The organism is Asticcacaulis sp. P2_C5 (assembly GCF_056404555.1).
The window spans coordinates 239,674-262,207 of the sequence record NZ_JBFUDU010000003.1; the positions used below are offsets into that span (position 1 = coordinate 239,674).

At 60.6% G+C, this 22,534-nt stretch carries 19 protein-coding genes; 8 read left to right on the top strand and 11 right to left on the bottom strand.

Annotated elements, in window-relative coordinates; translation table 11 throughout:
* Positions 1 to 6: 6 nt before the first annotated feature.
* The 4 genes from dapD to AC1DXO_RS07035 all read right to left on the bottom strand — a co-directional run bounded on the left by dapD (position 7) and on the right by AC1DXO_RS07035 (position 4,307).
* A complete protein-coding gene (gene dapD, locus AC1DXO_RS07020) occupies positions 7 to 855 on the bottom strand; it encodes a 2,3,4,5-tetrahydropyridine-2,6-dicarboxylate N-succinyltransferase (RefSeq protein ID WP_476977403.1) in 849 nt (282 codons plus the stop codon).
* Between the two features lie 134 nt (positions 856 to 989).
* Positions 990 to 2,951, bottom strand: a complete 1,962-nt coding sequence (locus AC1DXO_RS07025; RefSeq protein WP_476977404.1) for a methyl-accepting chemotaxis protein — start codon at positions 2,949 to 2,951, stop codon at positions 990 to 992.
* 169 nt (positions 2,952 to 3,120) lie between these two features.
* Complete coding sequence (locus AC1DXO_RS07030) at positions 3,121 to 3,960, bottom strand: DUF2145 domain-containing protein (RefSeq protein ID WP_476977405.1); 840 nt, start codon at positions 3,958 to 3,960, stop codon at positions 3,121 to 3,123.
* Positions 3,960 to 4,307: a hypothetical protein gene (locus tag AC1DXO_RS07035; protein ID WP_476977406.1), complete on the bottom strand. Its 348-nt coding sequence runs from the start codon at positions 4,305 to 4,307 to the stop codon at positions 3,960 to 3,962. Before AC1DXO_RS07035 ends, AC1DXO_RS07030 begins: the two co-directional genes overlap by 1 nt.
* 134 nt (positions 4,308 to 4,441) lie before the next feature.
* Here AC1DXO_RS07035 and AC1DXO_RS07040 point away from each other — a divergent pair, with 134 nt between their 5' ends.
* Positions 4,442 to 4,678 carry a hypothetical protein gene (locus AC1DXO_RS07040; RefSeq protein WP_476977407.1) on the top strand — a complete coding sequence of 79 codons (237 nt, stop codon included), beginning with the start codon at positions 4,442 to 4,444 and terminating at the stop codon, positions 4,676 to 4,678.
* A 5-nt stretch (positions 4,679 to 4,683) separates the two neighbouring features.
* Positions 4,684 to 4,995, top strand: coding sequence for a type II toxin-antitoxin system RelE/ParE family toxin (locus AC1DXO_RS07045; RefSeq protein WP_476977408.1), 312 nt, complete (start codon positions 4,684 to 4,686; stop codon positions 4,993 to 4,995).
* On the opposite strand, the gene AC1DXO_RS07050 is transcribed toward AC1DXO_RS07045, so the two are convergent.
* The gene (locus AC1DXO_RS07050) at positions 4,992 to 5,639 is read right to left on the bottom strand and encodes a pyrimidine 5'-nucleotidase (protein WP_476977630.1); all 648 of its coding nucleotides are present in this window, start codon (positions 5,637 to 5,639) and stop codon (positions 4,992 to 4,994) included. The genes AC1DXO_RS07045 and AC1DXO_RS07050 overlap by 4 nt on opposite strands.
* A 136-nt stretch (positions 5,640 to 5,775) precedes the next feature.
* Complete coding sequence (argB, locus tag AC1DXO_RS07055; protein WP_476977409.1) at positions 5,776 to 6,711, bottom strand: acetylglutamate kinase; 936 nt, start codon at positions 6,709 to 6,711, stop codon at positions 5,776 to 5,778.
* 243 nt (positions 6,712 to 6,954) lie between these two features.
* Here argB and AC1DXO_RS07060 point away from each other — a divergent pair, with 243 nt between their 5' ends.
* The 6 genes from AC1DXO_RS07060 to AC1DXO_RS07085 all read left to right on the top strand — a co-directional run bounded on the left by AC1DXO_RS07060 (position 6,955) and on the right by AC1DXO_RS07085 (position 18,270).
* Positions 6,955 to 8,760, top strand: coding sequence for a hypothetical protein (locus AC1DXO_RS07060; RefSeq protein ID WP_476977410.1), 1,806 nt, complete (start codon positions 6,955 to 6,957; stop codon positions 8,758 to 8,760).
* Between the two features lie 493 nt (positions 8,761 to 9,253).
* Positions 9,254 to 10,633: a calcium-binding protein gene (locus tag AC1DXO_RS07065; protein ID WP_476977411.1), complete on the top strand. Its 1,380-nt coding sequence runs from the start codon at positions 9,254 to 9,256 to the stop codon at positions 10,631 to 10,633.
* A gap of 109 nt (positions 10,634 to 10,742) precedes the next feature.
* Complete coding sequence (locus AC1DXO_RS07070; RefSeq protein WP_476977412.1) at positions 10,743 to 12,794, top strand: beta strand repeat-containing protein; 2,052 nt, start codon at positions 10,743 to 10,745, stop codon at positions 12,792 to 12,794.
* 64 nt (positions 12,795 to 12,858) lie between these two features.
* A complete protein-coding gene (locus tag AC1DXO_RS07075; protein WP_476977413.1) occupies positions 12,859 to 14,844 on the top strand; it encodes a calcium-binding protein in 1,986 nt (661 codons plus the stop codon).
* A 6-nt stretch (positions 14,845 to 14,850) separates the two neighbouring features.
* Positions 14,851 to 16,731 carry a hypothetical protein gene (locus AC1DXO_RS07080; protein ID WP_476977414.1) on the top strand — a complete coding sequence of 627 codons (1,881 nt, stop codon included), beginning with the start codon at positions 14,851 to 14,853 and terminating at the stop codon, positions 16,729 to 16,731.
* A 120-nt stretch (positions 16,732 to 16,851) separates the two neighbouring features.
* Positions 16,852 to 18,270: a calcium-binding protein gene (locus tag AC1DXO_RS07085; RefSeq protein WP_476977415.1), complete on the top strand. Its 1,419-nt coding sequence runs from the start codon at positions 16,852 to 16,854 to the stop codon at positions 18,268 to 18,270.
* 98 nt (positions 18,271 to 18,368) lie between these two features.
* Here AC1DXO_RS07085 and AC1DXO_RS07090 read toward each other — a convergent pair whose 3' ends face one another.
* The 5 genes from AC1DXO_RS07090 to rpmH all read right to left on the bottom strand — a co-directional run bounded on the left by AC1DXO_RS07090 (position 18,369) and on the right by rpmH (position 22,372).
* On the bottom strand, positions 18,369 to 18,968 hold the full coding sequence (locus AC1DXO_RS07090) for a hypothetical protein (RefSeq protein WP_476977416.1): 600 nt from the start codon (positions 18,966 to 18,968) through the stop codon (positions 18,369 to 18,371).
* Between the two features lie 195 nt (positions 18,969 to 19,163).
* The gene (gene yihA / locus AC1DXO_RS07095) at positions 19,164 to 19,856 is read right to left on the bottom strand and encodes a ribosome biogenesis GTP-binding protein YihA/YsxC (protein WP_476977417.1); all 693 of its coding nucleotides are present in this window, start codon (positions 19,854 to 19,856) and stop codon (positions 19,164 to 19,166) included.
* Complete coding sequence (gene yidC / locus AC1DXO_RS07100; RefSeq protein WP_476977418.1) at positions 19,853 to 21,721, bottom strand: membrane protein insertase YidC; 1,869 nt, start codon at positions 21,719 to 21,721, stop codon at positions 19,853 to 19,855. Before yidC ends, yihA begins: the two co-directional genes overlap by 4 nt.
* Before the next feature lie 36 nt (positions 21,722 to 21,757).
* The gene (rnpA, locus tag AC1DXO_RS07105) at positions 21,758 to 22,138 is read right to left on the bottom strand and encodes a ribonuclease P protein component (RefSeq protein WP_476977419.1); all 381 of its coding nucleotides are present in this window, start codon (positions 22,136 to 22,138) and stop codon (positions 21,758 to 21,760) included.
* Positions 22,139 to 22,231: 93 nt separating this feature from the next.
* Positions 22,232 to 22,372, bottom strand: a complete 141-nt coding sequence (gene rpmH, locus AC1DXO_RS07110) for a 50S ribosomal protein L34 (RefSeq protein WP_476977420.1) — start codon at positions 22,370 to 22,372, stop codon at positions 22,232 to 22,234.
* Positions 22,373 to 22,534: the final 162 nt, after the last annotated feature.

Sequence of the window (22,534 nt, forward strand, 5' to 3'; positions counted from 1 at the left end):
CTGTTCCTAGTCTCTGAGCAATTCGTTGATGCCGGTCTTGGCGCGGGTCTGGGCGTCGACTGTCTTGACGATGACGGCGCAGTACAGCGACGGTCCACCTTTCGGATCGGGCAGGGTGCCCGGAACGACGACGGAATAGGCCGGCACCCGACCGCGGAAGACTTCGCCGGTGGCGCGGTTGACGATCTTGGTCGAGGCCGACAGGTAGACGCCCATGCTGAGCACGCAGCCCTGTTCGACGATGACTCCTTCGGCCACTTCGGAGCGTGCGCCGATAAAGCAGTCGTCTTCGATGATGGTCGGATTGGCTTGCAGCGGTTCCAGCACGCCACCGATGCCGACGCCGCCGCTGAGGTGGACGTTCTTGCCGATCTGGGCGCAGGAGCCGACCGTCGACCAGCCGTCGACCATCGAGCCCTCATCGACATAGGCGCCGATATTGACGAAGGACGGCATCAGCACGACGTTGCGGGCGATATAGGCGCCGGCGCGGACAATGGCGCCCGGCACGGCGCGAAAGCCGGCCTTCTGGAATTCATCGGCGCCCCACTTGGCGAACTTATTCGGCACCTTGTCCCAGTAGGGGCCGAGCGGCGCCTGTTCGAACAGGCCTCGGCCGGTGTGCATCAACTGGTTGCCGTTGAGGCGGAAGCTGAGCAGGACGGCCTTCTTCAGCCATTCGTGCGTCACCCAGGTGCCATCGATCTTGTCGGCGACGCGGAAACGGCCGCTGTCGAGCAGGGCCAGGGCCCCCTCGACGGCTTCGCGGTAGGGTCCGCGATAGTCGGGGTTCAATGTGTCGCGCACTTGCCAGGCGGCTTCGATATCATCCTTGAAGGCGGCGAGGTCGGACATGGGCAGGGCCTTTGCGTTTCGGAATTCGCGTCAGGCCATAAGGCTCCACAGGCGTCTGATCAAGGGTAAATACCAGCGGTGTTGGATTTTCACCGGGCATGGGCCGTCATGTGGCCGCGCCTGAGCAGAAAAACTCAGGCGGCTTCGACCAGCGAACTCATCCGGCTGAGGAACTGGTTGACGCGACCCTTGAGGATATTGGCCTGTTTGCTCAGGTCTTCCGAGGAATGGGTCAGGTGGCGCGACGATTGCTGGCTTTCGGCGGTCAGGCCGGAGACCTCCTGCAGATTGTCGCTGATCACCTGGGTGCCATCGGCGGCAAAGGCCATGTTGCGGGCGATTTCCTGGGTCGTAGCCGACTGTTCCTCGACCGCGGCGGCGACGGAGGTGGTGGCGCCGGTAATCTCGTCGACGGCGACACGAATGTCGTGCAGCGCTTCGACAATGGAGCTCGCGGCCGCGCGCATTTCACTGATGACGGCGTTGATCTCACCGATCGAGCGGTGTGTCTGGTTGGCCAGGTTCTTGACTTCGCCGGCGACGACCGCGAAGCCGCGACCGGCTTCACCGGCCCGCGCCGATTCGATGGTCGCGTTCAGCGCCAGCAGATTGATCTGGCTGGAAATGGCGGAGATGACCTCGGTGACGCTGCTGACCCGATCCGATGCGCTGGCCAGTTTCTGGGCCATGAGGTCGGCGTTTTGGACCTTGGCGTAGGAATTGCGGACCAGTGAATTGGCTTTCTGGATCTGGTTGGAGATTTCACTGACCGACGACGACAGTTCCTCGGCGGCGGCCGCGACCGACTGGACGCTCGAGGCGGTGTGGGATGCGGCGCTCGAGGCCGACACCGTGAGACTGGCATTCTTGTTGAGTTCGTCGCTGAGAAGGGTGGCCACCTGGGTCAGTTCTTCCGACGCCGCGGCGACGATGGCGACAACGTCCTGGACACTGCCTTCGAATTCCTGGGTCAGATGCGTCTTTTGCGTGACGATTTCCCAGACCAGCATGGCGGCCTGGTATTCGCCCTTGTAGTCATAGACGGCGGAAATCTGGAGATCTATGGTCTCTGCACCAAGTTTCATACGGGCGCGGTGGGGCAGGTTGGCCGGATCGGCCAGCAGGCGGCGCTGCTGCTCCGGATGCTGCTGGAAGATATCGATCGACTGGCCGAGGATGTTGTCCGCCTTGATCGCAATGTCGTCCTCGACACGTTTCAGCAGGCGGCCGCAGGCTGCATTGGAGAAGTTGATACGCAGATTGTCGTGGACATCCACCGACATGACGGGGGTCGGCATGCCCTGGACCATCTGCTCCAGCCGGAAGGCCTGGCTGACCCGGGCTTTCAGGGCGTCCATCGACTGGGCGATCGTGCCGATTTCATCGCGGCGGTCCAGATTGCCGATGTCGAAGCCGAGATCGCCGCCGGACATCCGGCTCAGCTGGCCGGAAAAAACGCCCAGCGGCCGCAGCAATTGGCGCCACATCAGCCACATATTGAAGACCATCAGCAGAACGACACCCAGCGATATGGCCAGGACGAGAGCGGCGGCGCCCTGGGCCTGGCTGTCGGCCTGGGACTTGACCGCGACGCTCCACGCCTGCAGATCGTCGGTTACGCTGGCTTGCTCGCCTTCCAGTTTTTCGAACAGGGTCTCGAAGCGATCTACGGCGGCCTGATTGTCGGGCGTGGCGTGAAGATCGGCCACGGTTTGGGCGGCCAGGTCGGTATAGGCGATAATATCGCCGCGCAGTGCTGCCAGCTTGTCCTTCAGTTCGGGCGTCAGCTTGCTTTGCAGATTGCCGTCGACGTCCTTGACGAAGGTTTCGCCATAGGCCTTGGCCGAAGTTTCGGCCTCGTCCAGAGCAGCAGTATCGTTATGGCCGGCGGCGATGATGGCCGTCAGGACCTGCGAACGAATGGCGTCGTGTTGCATGTCACCATTGACGTGCCGTTGCAGCACATTGGCGATCTCGATCTGGATCGCGAGCTGCCTTGAGCGTAGCTGGTCGACCCAGTGGTTCAAGCCGATGACACCGATAACCATGGTCGCACTGATACAGGCGAGGCCAAGAAATTTGGTTTGAAGTTTCATGCTGCACAGATCATTCAGGGGGGCTGGCAAAGGGACGGGCGAGGGGCGAAAACGACGCAATGTCCGGCAATTCGCGATATTGGAGTCCGAATTGCGAGAGGTTCTAAGCCAAGGGTAGAGTAACCCGGTTACCCATAGGTTAATTCGCGCAACCTGTGCGAGTATCATGTTACCGGTCCGGTGCAGCCGTACCTTTGTCGAGACGATAGGTCTCCGCCAGCAGATGATTATCCCGCATGAAGACCGCTATACTGTCATAGGTGGCGGTCACGATGGGACCGTCCTGATCGTCCATCTTCAGGCGCGGGTCGACCATGGGGCCGAAGATGCGTTCGAAAACATTGGCACGGACGATCGTCGGCTTGAAATGTGCCTGCAGGTCAGCCTTGATCTGCGGGTAGCTGTTGGTCTGCCAGGCAGCCGCCGCGATGACGTCGAGAACGAACTCGGTGCAGTTCTGATAGCGGGCGTCGAAGGGATTGGAGACCAGCGAATAGTCGTCGATATGCAGGCGCTCATAGGCTGGCGAGGCGATAGTGGCCAGAATTCGCCGCTGCATTTCCGGCGACGGGATGATGATGGCGACGTCGTCGACCTGGCTGCCGCTGATGAAGTCGAGCGGGAAGTCCTGGGCCAGGTACGACTGGTCGGCTAGACGGCTGACCCCGTCGCCCTGATAAAGGTTGTAGGACGAATAACCCTTATAGATATGGCCATCGCCGCCCTTGATGTCGCCATAGACCCAGAAGGCGCCGTGCGTGTAGGCGATACCGGCGGGCAGCTTGTTGCGTGGCCGGCCGGAACGAAAGACGATGGCGACCCGGGCGCCCCGGGCTCCGAGACTCAACTCGACCTGTTTGGCGAAGTCGGCGGCCTCGGCTGCGGTGAAGTGGCGGCCGGCGGTGTGGCCGGAGAAGCCGCCACTGTCGGGTACAGGCTTCGGTTCGGCGGCGAGGCTGGGTGTCGTTAGCAGCAAGGCCGCCAGAGCAAAAAGAAATAGCCGGCGCATCAGTTGCGCCGGCGGTCGTCATTGTCGCGCTCGGGGCGGTCATACGGCACCTGTGGCGCCGGCTGGGCGGTGACGGTCTCGGGCGAGACTTCGAGCGGTTCATTGGCGGAGTCCCAGACGTCCTCGCCGCTTTCGCGCACCGCGCCGCCGGCGCTTTCGGCGGCAGATCCGACGACGACAAAGGGCAGGGCAACGGCGCCGGCCACCAGCTTGACGCCGGATTCGGCCAGTTCAGCCACGGCGATAACGGAATCGCCCGAAGCCTTGGACGCATTGCCCAGGCTGTCGGCCTGGGCGCCGGTAGCGGCGAGGGCTAGGACGGACGCGGTGAGGACGGCGTATTTCATGACGGGCTCCTGTTGTGAACGTTGTTCACGATGAACATGGTTCATGTTGACGGGCGCGTCAAGATAAATGTGAACGGGGTTCAAACATTCTCGGGAGCCTGTACGCAAAAATGGGACTGTGATAAGGTGCCGTCATGGCCACAGCAAAGCAGCAGCGCAGCAAGGAATCGATTGAGACATTTCTCAACGATGAAACCGTGTCCGACAATGAGATGGATCGGTTGATGGCTGACCACATCGCTGAGATCGACGATCTCCTGCAGGAAGCCTATGACGAAATCGGGCGCGGCGAAGGCGAACCCATGGAGCCGCTACATGTGTTGTTGGCAGAAGAACGCGCGCGTTTTGCTGCACGCAACAGCAAATCCTGAACTGAATGAACTCGCCGCGTGTTGTCCGATCGCTACGCGCACGTCGGGATATCAGTGAACTCTACCAAGGTCTGGCCGATGAAGTGGGCGCCGCCGCTGCGGATGCGATCGTTGCCCGCATTTCTAAAGCCATAGACCGTGCCGCTTCACGCCCTCTGCATTATCGCAAGCGGACAGAGTTTCTCGGTGCGCCGAGGCGTATTAACGTGTTTCGTTACGCCATCTTCTTCGACCTACTGCCCGAAGGCGATGGCATCTATGTCTGGCGAGTCGTGCACGGCGCGCGGAACCTGCCGCCGCTCGTTCGGCGGCCCTAACCCAGATCGCTCAGAAACGCTTTCAGGCTGGGGCTGCGGAAATCGACCCAGGCGTCGTTGTTGCCCTCCGCCTTTGGACCGACCAGGACGGTCTTCATACCCAGTTCGTGGGCCGTGCGCAGATTCTTCGGGCTATCTTCGAAAAAGGTCGCCGTCTTCGGTTCGACGCCGTGGGCCGCCATCATCAGGTCGAAGGTCGAGCGGTTGGGCTTGGGGACGAAATTGGCGTGTTCGAGATGAAAGACGCCTTCGAACAGCGCCGTCATTTCCAGCTTGGCCAGGATGCGCACGGCGTGAAAATTGTCGCCATTGGTGAAGACCAGCTTGCGCCCGCCCATGGCCGCAATCACGGCATTCAATTCGAGATCGGGGTGTAACCCGTCCAACGACACATCGTGCACTTCATTGAGGAAGCGGTAGGGATCGACGCCGTGGTTGGCCATCAACCCGGCCAGGGTCGTGCCGTGTTCGCTGAGATAACGCTTTTGCAGGGCAAACGCTTCGGAATAGGGCATGCCGGTTTCACGCGCCACAAACGTCGTCATCTTGCCCTCGATCAGGGCCATGACCTCCGCTTCGTGCGGATACAGGGTCTGGTCGAGGTCGAAGATCCAGGTGTCGACGTGGCTGAGCGCGGGGTGCATGGACATTACCTAACATTCCAAATCGTCGGCGATTGGCCAAAGCACCGGTAAAGGGCCCCGCCCGGCGCTTCGCGCCGCCCTCCCCATAAATGGGGTGGGCAAAGAAAAGTCAAACTTTGGACGGCTGGTGTAATCCTTAGTCCGCCTTAACCAAGGTTCCGGCGCCGTGTTCGGTGAACAGTTCGACCAGCATGGCATGGGGACGGCGGCCATCCAGGATGACCACGGCCTCGACACCGGACTCGACGGCGGCGATGGCGGTTTCGAGCTTCGGGATCATGCCGCCCGAGGCGACGCCCGACTCGATCAGCCCGCGCGCTTCGCTGACGGTCAGCTGGCGGATCAGTTCCTTGTTCTCGTCGAGCACCCCGATAACATCGGTCAGCAGCAGCATGCGCTTGGCCGCCATCTTGCCGGCGACGGCGCCAGCCACGGTGTCGGCATTGATATTGAAGGTCTGGCCTTCATCCGACACGCCGATCGGCGCAATGACCGGGACATAGTCGTGATTGACGTCGTCGATCAGGGTGCGGATCAGCTTGTCGTCGACGCGCTTCGGTTCACCGACAAAGCCCAGGTCGACGACCTGTTCGATCATGCTGTCCGGGTCCTTTTTCGTTCGCGTGGCCTTTTCAACCGTGATCAGACCGGCGTCCTTGCCCGACAGACCGACCCCGCGGACGTCAGCCTCCTGGCCGGCAAGCGTGATCCAGCTGGCGATTTGCTTGTTCACCGCGCCCGACAGCACCATCTCGGCGATTTCCATCGTGGCGTCGTCGGTGACGCGCAAACCGTCGACAAAGGTCGACTTGACACCGGCACGGCCCAGCATGGCCGAGATCTGCGGTCCGCCGCCGTGGACGACGATCGGGTGCACGCCCAACAGCTTCAGCAGCACGATGTCGGAGGCGAACAGCTTGGCGGACGCTTCCTGGCCCATCGCATGGCCGCCGTATTTCACCACGACGATCTCGCGGTCATAGATCTGGATAAAGGGGAGGGCTTCGGCCAGGGTCTTGGCGGTGGCCCAGCCTTTCTCTTCTTCGGCGGTATATTGGTTGTCGTTGTCCATGGCCGCGCACTTAGCGGATATGGAGGTCGCTGTCATGAGATTTTGCGGTTGCGGCGACGACTATTTTGGCGCAATCTTGCGACGGAATGACCATGGGGGAGGCGTTCAACTTCCACATTTCGTTTTTACGGCCGCTGTGATCTCCATTGCCGGTGAGCCGATCGAGTTGCCGGGACTTTGGCAAACAATAACCATGGGCCGGAACCGGGCCATTTAACAGGTTTTCGAGGAGGGTATATTTTCATGGCAAATTTTACCGGAACCAGCGGTCCCGACAGCTATGCGGGCACGAACGATGCCGACACCATTCTGGGGCTGGGAGGCAATGATACCCTGAACGGAGGGCTCGGCGCCGACACGATCGATGGTGGCGACGGCAATGACCTTCTCATTGTAGGACTCGGTAGCGACATAATTGACGGGGGCACTGGTAGCGATACCGTAGTCGCGGATTTCAGCACGGCGACGGGGGGTATTTCCGCCTATCCCTCCTCTGGGAGCGTGTACTATATTCTGGCGCCGGGTGGCGTAGCGATCGAGGTTCGTAATTTCGAAGCCCTGTCGATCACCGGCGGTTCGGGGGCTGACTATCTCAGCGGAACCTCAGGAGCCGACACACTTGTTGGTGGGGCGGGGAACGACCAGGCGTACGGCAATGGGGGCAATGACCGGATCGACGGCGGTGACGGCGTCGATAGCCTGTACGGCGGTGCCGGAAATGACACCATTATCGGCGGCGGCGGCGTCGACCGGCTGTATGGCCATGAAAACGACGACTGGCTGGACGGAGGCCTCAGCGAGGATGAGCTGTCTGGTGACGACGGCAATGACACCCTGTATGGCGGCTCGGGCAATGATACGCTGAACGGCGGTGCGGGAAACAACCTGCTCGACGGCGGTTCCGGTAATGACATGTTAACCTCAGGGGCAGGAATCAATCTGCTCGAAGGTGGAACGGGTAATGACACCCTGTTCGGTGGCGTGGGCAACGAAACCCTGAACGGGGGGGCGAACAATGATTTTCTGAAGTCGGGTGGCGGTATCGACATCCTCGACGGCGGCGCCGGCGATGATACGCTCGATTCCTTGTTTCTGAGTGGCCTTACAATTGACGTCGATTTCGATACCCGCGCCATAGCGACAGCCAGCGGAATCACGCTGTCCAATGGCATGGTCTTGCGCAACATCGAACATACCAGCAGTGCCCTGAGCACGGGTACCGGTAACGACAGATGGATTACGACAATAGACCTGGATCGCCATGGTGCCTATGTCTGGTACGCCGGCGAGGGCATCGACACCTTGGTGGCCGATTTCAGCCAGGTCACAGCCAGCCTGCATATGCAGATTTCGGGCGTGCAACTGACGATTGGCAGCAACGCTCAGCCGCAGATATTTACAGGCTATGGGATCGAGGTATTTCAGATTACCGGCGGGCTGGCCGATGACGACCTGACCGGCCTGGACGGTGACGATGTGCTGAAGGGCGGTTCGGGTCATGACAACCTTACGGGCCTTGGCGGTAATGACTGGCTGGACGGCGGCAGCAGCGCCGATACCTTGGTCGGCGGTAAGGGCAACGACACCTATTATGTCGATAATGCCGGCGACGAAACGCCGGAACTGGCGGGCCAGGGCACGGACATCGTCTTTTCGACCGTGTCGCGCAGCCTGGCCGGCTCTTTTGTCGAAAACCTCACACTGCTGGGGACAATCACGATCAATGGGGTCGGCAATAACCTGGACAATGTCATAACCGGAAATTCAGCCAGAAACTACCTGACCGGCGGCGCCGGGAATGACACCCTGATCGGCGGTGGCGGTTACGACATCTTCTTCTTTGCTCCGGGCAGCGGCGACGATGTCATCGCCGATTTCTCGCTGGCAGAGTACGACCGGATCAATATCAACGCCTATACCCACGGGGGCACGGGCGGTGTGGTCATTTCGCAGACCGGCGGAGACACCCTGATCGACCTGGGCGGCGGCAACAGCATCATAGTCGTCAACGCGCTTGAGGCGGATGTGGCGCATCAGATCATCTGGTAGGATGGGGCAGGGGCGGAACCGATACCGTCATGCGTCCCTGTCATGGTCCTGAGCGGTAGCCGCGGGCAGTCATCCGGTTGCCGCCGTGACCATTTTACGTAAAACTGTCACACGACAGGCGTATCATAGGGCAGGTGTTTAGGGCGTTCGTCTTGCGTATTAAGTTTTTACCCGTACGCAGCGATCGCTGGATAGCGGCCGGGCGCGCAATAGAGGGGATGATCATGTCCAGCTACACAGGCGCCGCCGGCAATGACACGTTAGACGCACACTCGGCAGCGACATAGCCAAGGCCTTGACGGAGACGATCTGCTGAACGGCTGCGCCAGGCCTGGCACATCGCTTCCTTATTTATCATCGGGTAATTTTACGCGTCCCCTGATGATGGACCATGATGACAAAACAGAGTCATACGGCCAACCCATGTGGCCAACCCACCCTGTAACAGTGGCGTAGCGTTCCCAAAAAAAACACACCTACAGAGGAGCTCGCAATGAATTTCATCGGTACATCCGGCGATGACACTTTCGGTGGCACGCCAGAGGCGGATTACGCCCAGGGCCTGGGCGGCAACGACACCTTCAGCACGGGCGCGGGCGATGACAGCCTGGACGGCGGCGAGGGCAATGACTGGCTGTACGGTGGTGAAGGCGCCGACACCATGGCCGGCGGCATCGGGCAGGATTTTTATACGGTCGACAATGCCGGCGACCAGATCATCGAAGGCCTCAACGAAGGCGTCGATTGGATCTATTCCTATATCAGCTACACGCTCGGCAGCAATCTCGACTGGATGACCCTGCTGGGCGACGCCGACCTGAACGGCACCGGCAATGAACTCACCAACATGATCCAGGGCAATAGCGGGAACAATATCCTGGACGGCGGCGGCTTTGCCGACGACCTGGTTGGCGGCGCGGGCAACGACACCTACTATGTCGATCACGATTTCGACCGGGTGATCGAATACGCCAACGAAGGCGTCGATCTTATCTATTCGTCGGTCAGTTGCGGTCTGAACCTTATCGGTATCGGCTATATCGAAAATGTCACCCTGACGGGGTCAGGCAATATCGGTGCGAGCGGCAACAGTCTCGCCAATATATTGACCGGCAACAGCGGCAATAACCTTATCTATGGCGGTGTCGGCGCCGACACCATGATCGGCGGCAGCGGCAATGACAGCTATTCCGTCGAAAGCGGCGGTGACTGGGTGAGTGAAGAGGCCAGCGGCGGCACGGATTTTGTCGCCAGCAACATTTCCTATACCCTGACCGACAATGTCGAGAACCTGACCCTGACGGGCGACGAGCATATCAGCGGCTGGGGCAATGCCTCCAACAACACTATTCGCGGCAATTATCGCGATAACGCTCTGGACGCCGGCAGTGCCGGCAGCGATATCCTGATCGGCGGGTTAGGCAATGACAGCTATATCGCCGACCATGCCGGGGTGACGGTGGTCGAACGGGCCAGCGAAGGGATCGACACCCTCTATGCCTGGGTCAATACCCGGCTGAGCGCCAATATCGAAAACCTCAACCTGACGGGTTCGGTCAATGGTGTCGGCAATGCGCAGAACAACCAGATTGTCGGTGGCACCGGCAACAACTATCTCGACGGCGGGGCAGGAAATGACACACTGACGGGCGAGGCGGGTCGTGACACCTTCATCTTCGGGCTGGCTAGTGGCGCCGACATCATCACCGACTTCCATGCCGGCGAAAACGACCGCATCGATGTCCGCGCCTATGGCGGGGTCGTCTCGATGACCCAGGTCGGCGGCGACACGGTCGTCGACCTGGGCAGCGGCAATATGATTACGGTTCAGGGTACTTTGGTGGCCGAATTGAGCGGTCATATTGTGTGGTAGGATAATGAGCCGCCGGGGCGCTGGCGCCTTCCGGCGGCTGTTCCTGCTCAGTATTCTGATCCAGGGCGGGCTACAGCGTGTATGACAACCGGCTCGGGAGGGAACGAACATGAATTTCGTCGGCACCAGCGGCAATGACACTTTCGGCGGAACGCCGCAGAACGACACCGCCCGCGGTGGCGTCGGCAATGACAGCCTGTGGGGCAATGACGGCGATGACACCCTCAACGGCGACAACAATCAGGATAGGCTCCACGGCGGCGCCGGCAATGATTTTCTGCAGGGCGGCCTGGGTGGCGACCTGCTGATCGGCGACAACGGAAACGACACCCTGTACGGACAGACGGGTGTCGATCTGCTGTACGGCGGGGACGGCGACGACCTGTTGTACATGGAAGCCGATAGCGGCGTACTCGATGGTGGCAGCGGTGTCGACAGCCTGACACCCGTCGTGTTTGATGGGGCGACCAACGACATCGTGATCGACATGCGCGCTGCGGCAACGGCTGTGGGTACGACGATCAATGGCACGCTTGTGCGCAATGTAGAACGGTCCGCGTCTTATTTTGCCACTGGCGCGGGTAATGACACCCTGATCTTCGATATGCCCGCAGGCGATTTCCACTGGTATGCCGGGCTGGGCGACAGTACCCTGGTGATCAGCCTGGCGACGGCGACCACCGCGATACATACGATCATAGACGGCCTGAATATCGGCGATTACGAACTGGTCACCGATGATGGCGACTTCGATTTCGAGATGAATTCGGCCCGTCCGATCGCTGGTAACCGGTTCGATGTCACCGGCGGTCAGGGCGACGACGACCTGATCGGGCTGAACCGTAATGACGTGTTGAAGGGGGGCGCCGGCGGCGACACCCTGACGGGCCAGGCCGGTGATGATCTTCTGGATGGTGGAGCTGGGCGTGACAGCATGATCGGCGGCAAGGGCAATGACACCTATTATGTCGACAACCCTTTCGATCAGGTGTTCGAGGTGCTGAACCAGGGGGCGGACACCGTCTATACGTCAGCCAGCCTTACCTTGGGCGGGACCGAGATCGAAACCGTCATCCTGACGGGAACGGGCAATATCAATGTCGTCGCCAATGCCGGCGTCACCAGCATCGTCGGCAACAGCGGCGACAACAGCATCGACGGCGGCGCGTCGGGCGACACCATGGCCGGTGCCGGTGGCAACGACACCTACACTGTCGATGACCCCTTTGACCGCGTCATTGAACGGGCGGGCGAGGGCGTGGACATGGTCTATGCGTCGATCAGCTACGAGATCGGCAATAGCTATGTCGAGAACGCTGCACTGACCGGATCGGCCTATATCTACCTTACCGGCAACGCTCTGGACAACTGGCTGGGCGGTAATACCGGCAACAATAGGATCTATGGCGGCCTGGGCGCCGATACCCTGGCCGGGGGCGCCGGCGACGACACCTATGCTGTCGAGAATGCCGCGGACCAGGTGCTGGAACTGGCGGGTGAGGGCACGGATTTGGTCGGCAGTAGCATTTCCTATACGCTGACCGACAATGTCGAAAACCTGACCCTGACCGGCGACGAACATATCAGCGGCTGGGGCAATGCCGCCACCAACATTATTCGCGGCAATTATCGCGATAACGCGCTGGACGGGGGCAGTGCCGGCAACGATGCCCTGCTTGGCGGTCTCGGCAATGACAGCTATATTGTCAGCCATGCAGGCGTGACCGTCGTCGAGCGGACAGGCGAGGGCCACGACACCGTCTATGCCTTCATCAATTTCGCCCTGGGCGCCAATCTCGAGGACCTCAATCTCGACGGCACGGCCGCCAACGGCAAGGGCAACGGGCTGGACAATGCCATTGTCGGCAATGCGTCGAGCAATCACCTGAGCGGCGAGGGCGGCAACGACACCCTGAGCGGCGAAGGCGGCCAGGACGTCTTCGTCTTCGGCCTGGGCAGCGGCGCGGACGTTATTACCGACTTCAGCGTCATCGACCACGACCGCATCAATGTGAATGCCTACAGCCACGGCACAGCCGGTGGCGGCGGCATTACGGTGACGCAGTCCGGTCTCGATGTCGTGATAGACCTGGGCACCGGTAATATGATAACTGTTCTCAACAGCCTTTCCGCTGCCGTCTACACGCATATATTCTGGTAGCCGCGCGTCATCAAAAAAACAGGTGAGCGCCTTAGCGCTCACCTGCCTCAAAGAAAGCCTCTTCATGATCCGCAAATACAGCCTGACGGCATCGATCACCCAAGCCTTCGCTACCCAGGTCGGCGACGATGACGCGAACCTCCTCGCCGGCGGAGACGGTGACGACTATCTCATCGGCCAGGGCGGGGCAGATACCCTGTCAGGCCTTGGTGGCGACGATCTGCTGGACGGTGGAAGCGGTCTCGACCTGATGAAGGGCGGAACGGGCAATGACAGTTACCGCGTCGACAACCGCGGCGACACGATCGTCGAACTGGCGGGCCAGGGCATGGATACGGTGGTGGCGACGGTTAGTTACAGTCTGGGCGCCAATCTCGAAAACCTCGTTCTGGGCGGCACGGACTCGATCGACGCCACGGGCAATGTCCTGAATAATATTCTGCGCGGTAATGCCGGGGCTAACCGCCTGGACGGCGGTATCGGAATTGACAACATGCTTGGCGGAGCGGGTGACGACACCTATGTGGTCGATAATGTGGGCGACCGAATTTTCGAAGATGTCGATGGCGGTGTCGACACCGTTATGGCGCAAATGAGCTGGCGTCTGGCCGCCACTTTGGAAAACCTGACTCTTTTGGGCGACGGCAGCTATACGGCGACCGGCAATGACGGCGACAATATCCTGACCGGCAATAACGGCAACAACATATTGCGCGGGCTGGGCGGTGACGACGTCATGATCGGCGGCATCGGCAGCGACAGCTACATCGTCGATGATGCCGGCGACATGGTGGTCGAATACGGCGACACCGGCCGCGACGCGGTCTATGCCTCATTCGACTACACGCTGGCGGAGAATGTCGAGGCTCTGTATCTGGTCGGAACGGCCCACACTGGCGCGGGCAACGGCCGCGACAACATGCTGACCGGCAATGGCCTCGACAATGTCCTGTGGGGAATGGACGGCAATGACATCGTACGCGGCGGGGTCGGACACGACGAACTGCGCGGCGGGCGCGGCAATGACAGTTATGTCGTGACGTCGGACGACACCGTCATCGAAGCCGCGGGCGAAGGTTCGGATACGGTCTATGCCGACTTCAACTATACGTTGGGCGCCAATCTCGAGAACCTGATCCTGACGGGTGAGGCAACGACCGGTACGGGTAACGGCCTCGATAACCAGCTGACCGGTAATGTAATCGGCAATACGCTGAACGGCGGCGCCGGCAATGACGAACTGAACGGCGGTGCCGGCGTCGACAACATGACTGGCGGTAGCGGAAACGACACCTATCACGTCGATTCTTTCTCTGATGCGGTGGTCGAACTGGCCGACGGCGGCATTGACGTGGTGATGCTGGCTGTGACGTCCGCCAATGTGGGCAGCGCCTACACGCTGGCGGACAATGTTGAAAACCTTACCGTGACCGGGGAAACGCGCTTCTTTCGCCTCACCGGGAACAAGGGCGACAATGTGCTTACGGCCAATGCGGAAGACCAGGCGCTGTCTGGACTGGACGGCAATGATGTCCTGATCGGTGGTGCGGGCAAGGACTACATGGAAGGCGGCTACGGTAACGATACCTATTATGTCGATAATGCCGGTGACACCATACTTGACAATTTCAACGGTGGTCAGGACGTCATCTACAGTTCTGTGAGCTTTTCCCTCACGAACAATGCCGTCGAGACATTGATCCTGACGGGAACGGAGAATCTTAACTCGGCGGGCAATGTCGGCGACGATATCCTGATCGGCAACAGTGGCAATAACCGCCTGCAGGGGCGCTTCGGCAACGACACCCTGACAGGCGGCGCGGGTAGCGACAGCTTCCGTATGGACTTGAACGGCGGCAGCGACGTCATCACCGATTTTTCCGTCGCCGAGAACGATCGTATCGATCTGCGCTCGTTCCAGCAGTCCCAGGCCGTCATCACCCAGGACGGGGCTGATGCCGTCATCTCGCTGGGCAATGACGTCTTTGTGCGCGTCCTGCACACCACGGCGACCGATCCGGGCTTCCTCAGCCATCTGCAGTGGACCTAAGGCGCCATGCCGGTCGTCAACGATTACACGGCCTTGCTGTCAGGCGACTCGTGGAACGGGCTTGAAATCGCCTCGGCTCCCGCCATCGTCACCTTCAGCTTCGCCGCCGTGGCGCCGCCGACCGATCAGGCCGTGCTGGGTTCCACGGCCTGGGCAACCTTCGCGGCCCTCAACACCGCCCAGCAGAACCAGGCGCGCGCCGCCATGCAGGAATGGGCTGCGGCGTCCGGCATCACAGCGGTCGAGGTGGCGCCAGGTAATTCCGATATCACCTTCTCGTCTTACGACTTCTCCGCCTCGGGCTACAGTGGCGTTGATGGTATCGGCTTCTATCCCTTCGGCGACTGGAACTATTACAGCTATCCGCACTTTTTCGACGGCGGCTTCGATGTTGCCGGCCATGTCCTGCTCAATACGGATTCGCTGACTGGCGGCCTGTTCAACTACGGCCTGCTACTGCATGAAATCGGTCACGCCCTGGGCTTCAAACACCCGACCGAGACCTTCATGAACTACGCGTCGGGCACCAACCACGACCAGGTCCTGGCGACCGACAATGGTGTCGACACCATCATGACGCAGCAGCCAAATGGACCGCAGCATTTGACGGCGCTCGACATTGCGGCGGCGCAAGCTGTCTATGGGACAAATGCCCAGGACGGCACGCAATATGCGTCATGGTCCTACAATGGCTCGACCAACAGCTTCACCTTCACGGCCCTGGCGGCGGGCGGCTTCACGCGCGGTTCGGCGGTCGATGACCTGATCAAGGGCTCGGCCAAGGCCGACACAATTGTCGGCCTGACAGGCAATGACTCACTGTACGGCCTGGGTGGCACCGATGTCCTGTTCGGCGGGACGGGCAATGACCGGATCGACGGCGGCGTGGGCCTCGACACCATGTACGGTGGCAAGGGCAACGACACCTATTTTGTCGACGCCACCTATGAATCCGTCGTTGAATTTGCCGACGAAGGCGCGGATACCGTCATTTCTTCGGTCAAGTACGTCCTGTCGGACAATGTCGAGCGCCTGGTCCTGACCGGCACGGCCGATCTGCGCGGCACAGGCAATGCGCTCGGCAACATCCTGACCGGCAATGCCGGCGCTAACCAGCTGTTTGGCTACGACGGCAATGACAAGCTGGACGGTCTCACTGGCAACGACACCCTGTACGGCGGGTTGGGCAACGATACCTACTATATCGAGAGCACGCTCGACGACATTCGCGAATACACCAACGAAGGCGCGGACACCCTGTACAGTTCGGTCAGCTATTCGATCGTAACGCGCGCAATCGAGACCGTAGTCCTGATCGGTACCGCCGATATCGACATCACCGGTAACAACCTGGCCAACAGGCTGACGGGCAATGCCGGCAATAACCGCATCGATGGCGCGACGGGCAATGATACGATGATTGGCGGGCTGGGCAATGACACCTATGTCCTGGACAAGGCGACCGACGTTGTGATCGAACTGGCCGGCCAGGGGACCGACACCGTCATGACGCCCAATTCCTACACGCTTCTGGCTGATTTCGAGAACCTTGTCCTGATCGGCACGGGTGGTATCGCCGGCGCCGGCAATGGGCTCGACAATATCATCACCGGCAATACCGGCGCCAACCGCCTGACCGGTGGTGGAGGCGCCGACCGGTTCGTCTTCAATCTGGGCAGTGGCGCCGACCGGATCTGGGATTTTTCTGCCGCCCAGAACGACCTGATCGATATCAGCGCCTATAGCCACGGCGTGGTCGGCGGTGGCGGTGTCACCATTACCAAGTCCGGCGCCAACACGTTGATTGATATGGGGGGCGGCAATACGATCATCGTTACCGGCGTCGCCTATAACGATCCGGGCTTGCTCAATCATATCGTGTGGTAGCGCGGCATATCGCGTGGTGACCGGGTAATTTTTGCCCGCTATACGGTCAATGCAAATCAGTCTAGCGTCCCTTGCTGCAATCGTTTTTTGCGGAAAACAAACAGGCAGGAGTACAGACGGATGGCGACTTACAACGGTAACGCGAATGGAAATGTCATTACGGGTAGTGACGACGACGACGCGATCTTCGGCAACAACGGCAATGACACCCTGAGCGGCGGCAAGGGTAACGACACGATCGATGGCGGTGCAGGCGACGACTGGCTGGGCTATGTCAGTGGCATAGCGAGTGGTGTCGATGTCTTTGACGGCGGCAAGGGCCGCGACGGCGTAAGCCTCCTCTTTGATTCGTCGGATACTAACAATATCACGGTCGACATGACGGCGGCTGCGACGAGCCTTGGTACGACCCTGTTCGACGGCACCCAACTGATGAACATCGAGGAGCTATGGGAACTGCAGACCGGCGCGGGCGACGACACCGCCATAATCACGCTGCAAAAGACAATGTTTGTATGGGACGCCGGGGATGGTTCGGATCGCTTTGTCGCCGACTTTTCGACTGGGACGTCGCCGCTCTATACTTTTGGCGGATCAGGCTATCGGATTCAGAGCTTTGCTGGCGACTATCTCGCGGCCGTAATCAATGTCGAGGCCGTTAGCATAACAGGCGGCATGAACAACGACATTCTGATCGGCCTGGCCGGTGATGACGTCCTCAATGGCGGCGGCGGCAATGATGCCATCGCCGGCGAGGACGGTGATGACGCGCTGGATGGCGGCACCGGTGTCGATGGCATGACGGGCGGCGACGGCAACGACACCTACTATGTCGACAATGTCGGCGACCAGGTCAATGAATTGGCCGATCAGGGCACGGATATCGTCTATTCCTCGGTTAGCTTCACCCTCGGCGCCCGCGTCGAAGACCTGACCCTGACCGGCCGCGGCACGATCGACGGCACCGGCAACGCTTCCGACAACGTCCTGACCGGCAATTATTTCAACAATATCCTGTCCGGCAAGAGTGGAAACGATTATCTGGACGGCGGCAACGGCGCCGACACCATGGTTGGCGCGCTTGGTAACGATACCTATGTTGTCGAACGCCGCACAGATGTTGTCTTTGAGAAAGCCAGCGAAGGCACAGACACTGTCATGGCAGGGTTCTCCTATACCCTGGGTGCGAATGTCGAGAACCTGACCATGATCGGCACGGCTGCCTCTGTCGCCACGGGCAATGCGCTCGACAACGTCATCACGGGCAACAGCGGCAATAATCGCCTTGTTGGCGGCGGCGGCGCAGATACGTTTGTCTTCAATACGGGCAGCGGTGTTGATCGCATCTCGGACTTCTCAACGTCGCAGGGCGACTGGGTAAATATCAACGCCTACACCCATGGCGTGGTCGACGACCCCAGCGTCACCATCACCCAGTCCGGCGGCAATACGCTGATCGATCTGGGCGGCGGCAATACCATCCTGCTCAACGGCGTCGCCTATAACGACCCGAATCTGCTCAGCCATATCATCTGGTAAGGTTCACGCGCTCGTAAAGGCGCGTGTTGTCTAAGATTTAAGCCGGCCTCGCGAACCATCGCGAGGCCGGTTTTGCGTTTGGGAGAGCGAGTCTTCGGTCACGTCTTGCGGCGCGAAAACCGCAGGGCCGTCAGGGTGGCCGATACGGCGCTGGTTTTGGTATCGACATAGTCCAGGGCGCGCAGGTGGCTGCGCACGGCCGACTCCGGCAGGGGTGATTTGGCGCCCTTGGGGTAGACGATCCACAAAGGCGCGTGGGGCAGGGCGATGGTGGCTTTAGCCAATGCGGACGACAGATCGTCAGGTGTCGCGGCGATGATCACCCCTTGCGTGGCGGCTATTGCGTCGCTGGTGACGGCATTGTGCAGGGCGTCGTTCAGCGCCGGGTCGTCGGTCGCGCCGTAGACCAGGACTGGGCGTCCTTCGGCTATGCCCAGCTTGGCGGCCAGGCTGGGTGCAGCATCGGTCAGCTTTTTTAGCCATTTGTTGGCCTGACCGGCGGGCAGGATCAGGGCATAGGCCCGGCCAGCATGTTCGAACAGCAGTTGCTCGCCCAGGGCGTGCGTATTGGCCATCTGACCACGCGGCACCGTCTGTTTGTAGCCGCCGCGCAGGATCAGGGCGTCGGTTTCCAGCAGGGCCTTGACCGCGAAGGTCCCGTCATTGGTGGTCAACTGGCCGTTGGCTTCTAATCCCATGACGCGAGGTTAGCGCCGGGATTATAAGGCGGCAATCCCGAAGGTGGTTTACCCCTCCGTCGGCTTCGCCGCCACCTCCCCTTTGCTGCGCAATAGGGAGGAGGGAGTTTATGGACATTCGGTTTGGCTCCCTCCTCCCTGTCGAGCGAAGCGACGATGGGGAGGTGGCGGCGCAGCCGACGGAGGGGTAAAGCCTTAAGGCGTGACGTTACACACGCGCATGATCTCGGCGCGCAGCTCGGCAATGCCGAAGCCGGTTTCCGACGAGGTCGGCATGACCACCGGGTGGGCGGCCGGGCGTTTCTTGATCCCCGCCTGGGTCGCCTCGATGACCTTGGCCAATTCCGCTGGCTTGATCTTGTCGGCCTTGGTCAGCACGATCTGGTACGACACAGCCGCCAGGTCCAGCGCGTCCATCGGCTCCTTGTCGACCTCTTTCAATCCATGGCGCGCATCGATCAGCAGATAGGCGCGCATCAGGTTCGGCCGGCCGCGCAGATAGTCGCGCCCCAGGTTCTGGAACTTCTTGACCGTCGTCTTTGACGCCTTGGCCCAGCCATAGCCCGGTAGGTCGACCAGATGCAGTTGGTCGTTGAGATTGAAGAAGTTGACTTCGCGCGTGCGGCCGGGCTCGTTCGACGCCCGCGCCAGGGCCTTCATGCCGACCACGGCATTGATCAGCGACGACTTGCCGACATTGGACCGGCCGGCAAAGGCGACTTCAGGCTGGCTGGTGTCGGGCAGTTGCTCGACCTTGGCCGCGCCCATGACGAAGCGGGCTTCGCGGGCAAACAGCACACGTGCCGCTTCGAGCGTTTCGTCGTCGTACAACGCCTCGACCTTCAGGGGCTCGACCTTGGGAGACGCGATTTTTGGGGACTCGCTCACGCCGCCTTCTTTTTCTCAAGCTGCTCGCGCACCTTGGTTATGGCCGTATCGATCGGGTTCTCGACCTTCAGACGGTGCATAATGCTGTACTGCTGCAGGATGGTCAGGATGTTGCTCCAGATCCAGTAGACGATCAGGCCGACCGCCACCTGGGCCATGAAGAAGGTCAGCATCAGCGGCATGAAGGCCAGCATCTTCTTCTGCATCGGATCGACGCCGCTGGTCGGCGTCATTTGCTGGCTCAGCCACATCGAGGCGCCGTACAGGATGACCACGATGCCGATATGCAGCGGGCCGGCCAGGACGCCGCCGATCAACGGCACCTGGGCCGGATCGAAGGGCAACAGGCCGAACAGGTTGACGATCGAGGTGGTGTCGGGCGCCGACAGGTCCTTGATCCAGCCGAAGAAGGGCGCATGGCGCATTTCGATGGCCAGTTGCAGCACCTTGTACAGGCCCCAGAAGACCGGCAATTGCAGCAGCATGGGCAGGCAGCCGCCCAGGCCGGCCATGGGGTTGACCTTTTCCTCCTGATAGAGGGCCATGGTCGCTTCCTGCTGCTTTTGAGCATCGTCGGGGAAGCGCTTCTTGATGGCGTCCATCTTGGGCTTCAGGCGGTCCTGGACCTGCTTCATCTTGGTCATCGACTCGTAGGCCTTGTGGGCCAGCGGATAGAAGACGGCCTTTACGATGACGGTCAGGGTCAGGATGGACAGGCCGAAATTGCCGATAAAGGCGTAGAGCTTGTCCAGCAGCCAGTACATCGGGAAGGTGATGACGCTGAGCATGCCCCAGTCGACGGCCCAGTGGAAGCGCGGGATATGCAGCGTATCTTCATAGGTCTGGAGTTGCGAATAGACCTTGGCGCCGGCAAAGACGTGCGACTGGCCCTTCCAGGTCTGGCCCGGCGCGACAGTAATCTGGTTGTCGGAATAGCCGGCGCGGAAGACCGGCTTTTGACCCGATGCATCGACATTGGCGGTGAACTTCACAGCCTGGGTCTGGTTCGGAATAACCGCCGCCATCCAGTATTTGTCGGTGATGCCGTACCAACCGCCCACCGTGTCGACCGTGTTGAGGCTCTTCTTCGGGTCCTTGGCGATGTCCTTGTACTTCAACGACGTGGTGACATAGTGCTCTGCCTTGCCGTCCTTGATCTCCTTGGCGTAGGTCGCGACCAGGCCCTCATGGACGATGCCGGCGTGTTGGGCCGAATCCGGAATATCGCTGCGCACGACGTAGGAATAGGGCAGCATGTTCACCGGCGCCGCGCCCGTATTGGCGATCTGGTCGTCCTGGGTGATCATGTAGTTGTCGTCAATGCTGAGCGTGCGCGTAAACACCAGCCCCGTGCCGTTGTCGTAGGTCAGGACGATCGGTTTGCCGGGGCTCAGTACGTCGCCTGACGTCAGGGCCCAAAGCGTATTACGGCCGGGAATGCCCTGGACATTATCTGCCCGATAGGACGATTCGATATAGTAGGTATGATCACTGCCGGCCGGTCGCAGCAGTTCGACAGGATCGTTCTTCTTGTCGGTCGTCTTGTCATACTTGATCAAGTACAGGTCGTCGATCAGGGCGCCCGCCAACGACACGCTGCCGCGCAGCGACGGCGTTTCGATACGGACGCGCGGTGCAGCGGCCAGGGCCTGTTCGCGGGTTGCCGTGGTGATGACCGTACCGGCCGGCACCCCGGCAGCGATCGCACTGCTCGACGATGCGGCAGCCGAAGCCGCGGCGACGGCCTGCTGGGCCTGCAGCGTCTTCTGCTTGGGGGCGACTATGAAAAACTGGTAGGCGAGCAGCAAGGCGGCGCTCGCGACCAGGAAATAGATCATGTTCTTGTTGTCGTCGGTATTGTTCATCGAACGGTCTTTATTTCCTGGGGGCGGGGCGGTTAATCATGATACTGGCGGCTCGGGCGGCCTGGGGTTGCTTGCCCGGTTGTGTTGCGCGCCGGCGAGCCTTATCAGGGCCGCTTTGACATCGTCAAGTAAAGCCTGCCATGGGCGCTCCTGGGTACCGGCGCGGGCGATGAAGACATAGTCGTGTCCGGCCTTGCCGTGCAAGGGCACCACGGCCCGGGCGGCTTCACGCAGGCGGCGCTTGACCCGGTTGCGCACCACGGCATTGCCGATCTTTTTGGTTGCCGTAAAGCCCAGCCGGATGGCGTCATCGCCGTCGTCGCGGGCCCGCGCCTGGACCACCACGCCGGTCCGGGCGGCGTAGGGGCTCTTGGCGGCCTTGAGAAACTCGGCCCGGGTTTTGAGATGAGGGATCATGTTGGCGGAAGATGAGGACGCCACATCGCACATACAAGAAGAGCCCTTAAACATGTTAAGGGCTCTTCTCGAAACAGGTGTGCGCGATGTCGCTTAGGCGGTCAGGCGCTTGCGGCCCTTGGCGCGGCGGCGGGCGACGATCTTCTGGCCGTTCGCGGTGGCCATGCGCGTACGATAACCGTGACGGCGCTTGCGAACCAGGCGGCTCGGCTGATAGGTACGTTTCGTTCCCATGAGGGTAACTCCGGATGACAGCGTGGCATCACGAAGGACGCCGGGAATTGCAAAAGAGGCGCGTGATTAGTCCAGCCCCGCGCCCTTGTCAATCTCGTTTGGGCGCAATTGGGCTAATTTACGCGCTTTTGCGCCGTATTTCAGGTATAGTAAAGACTCTGT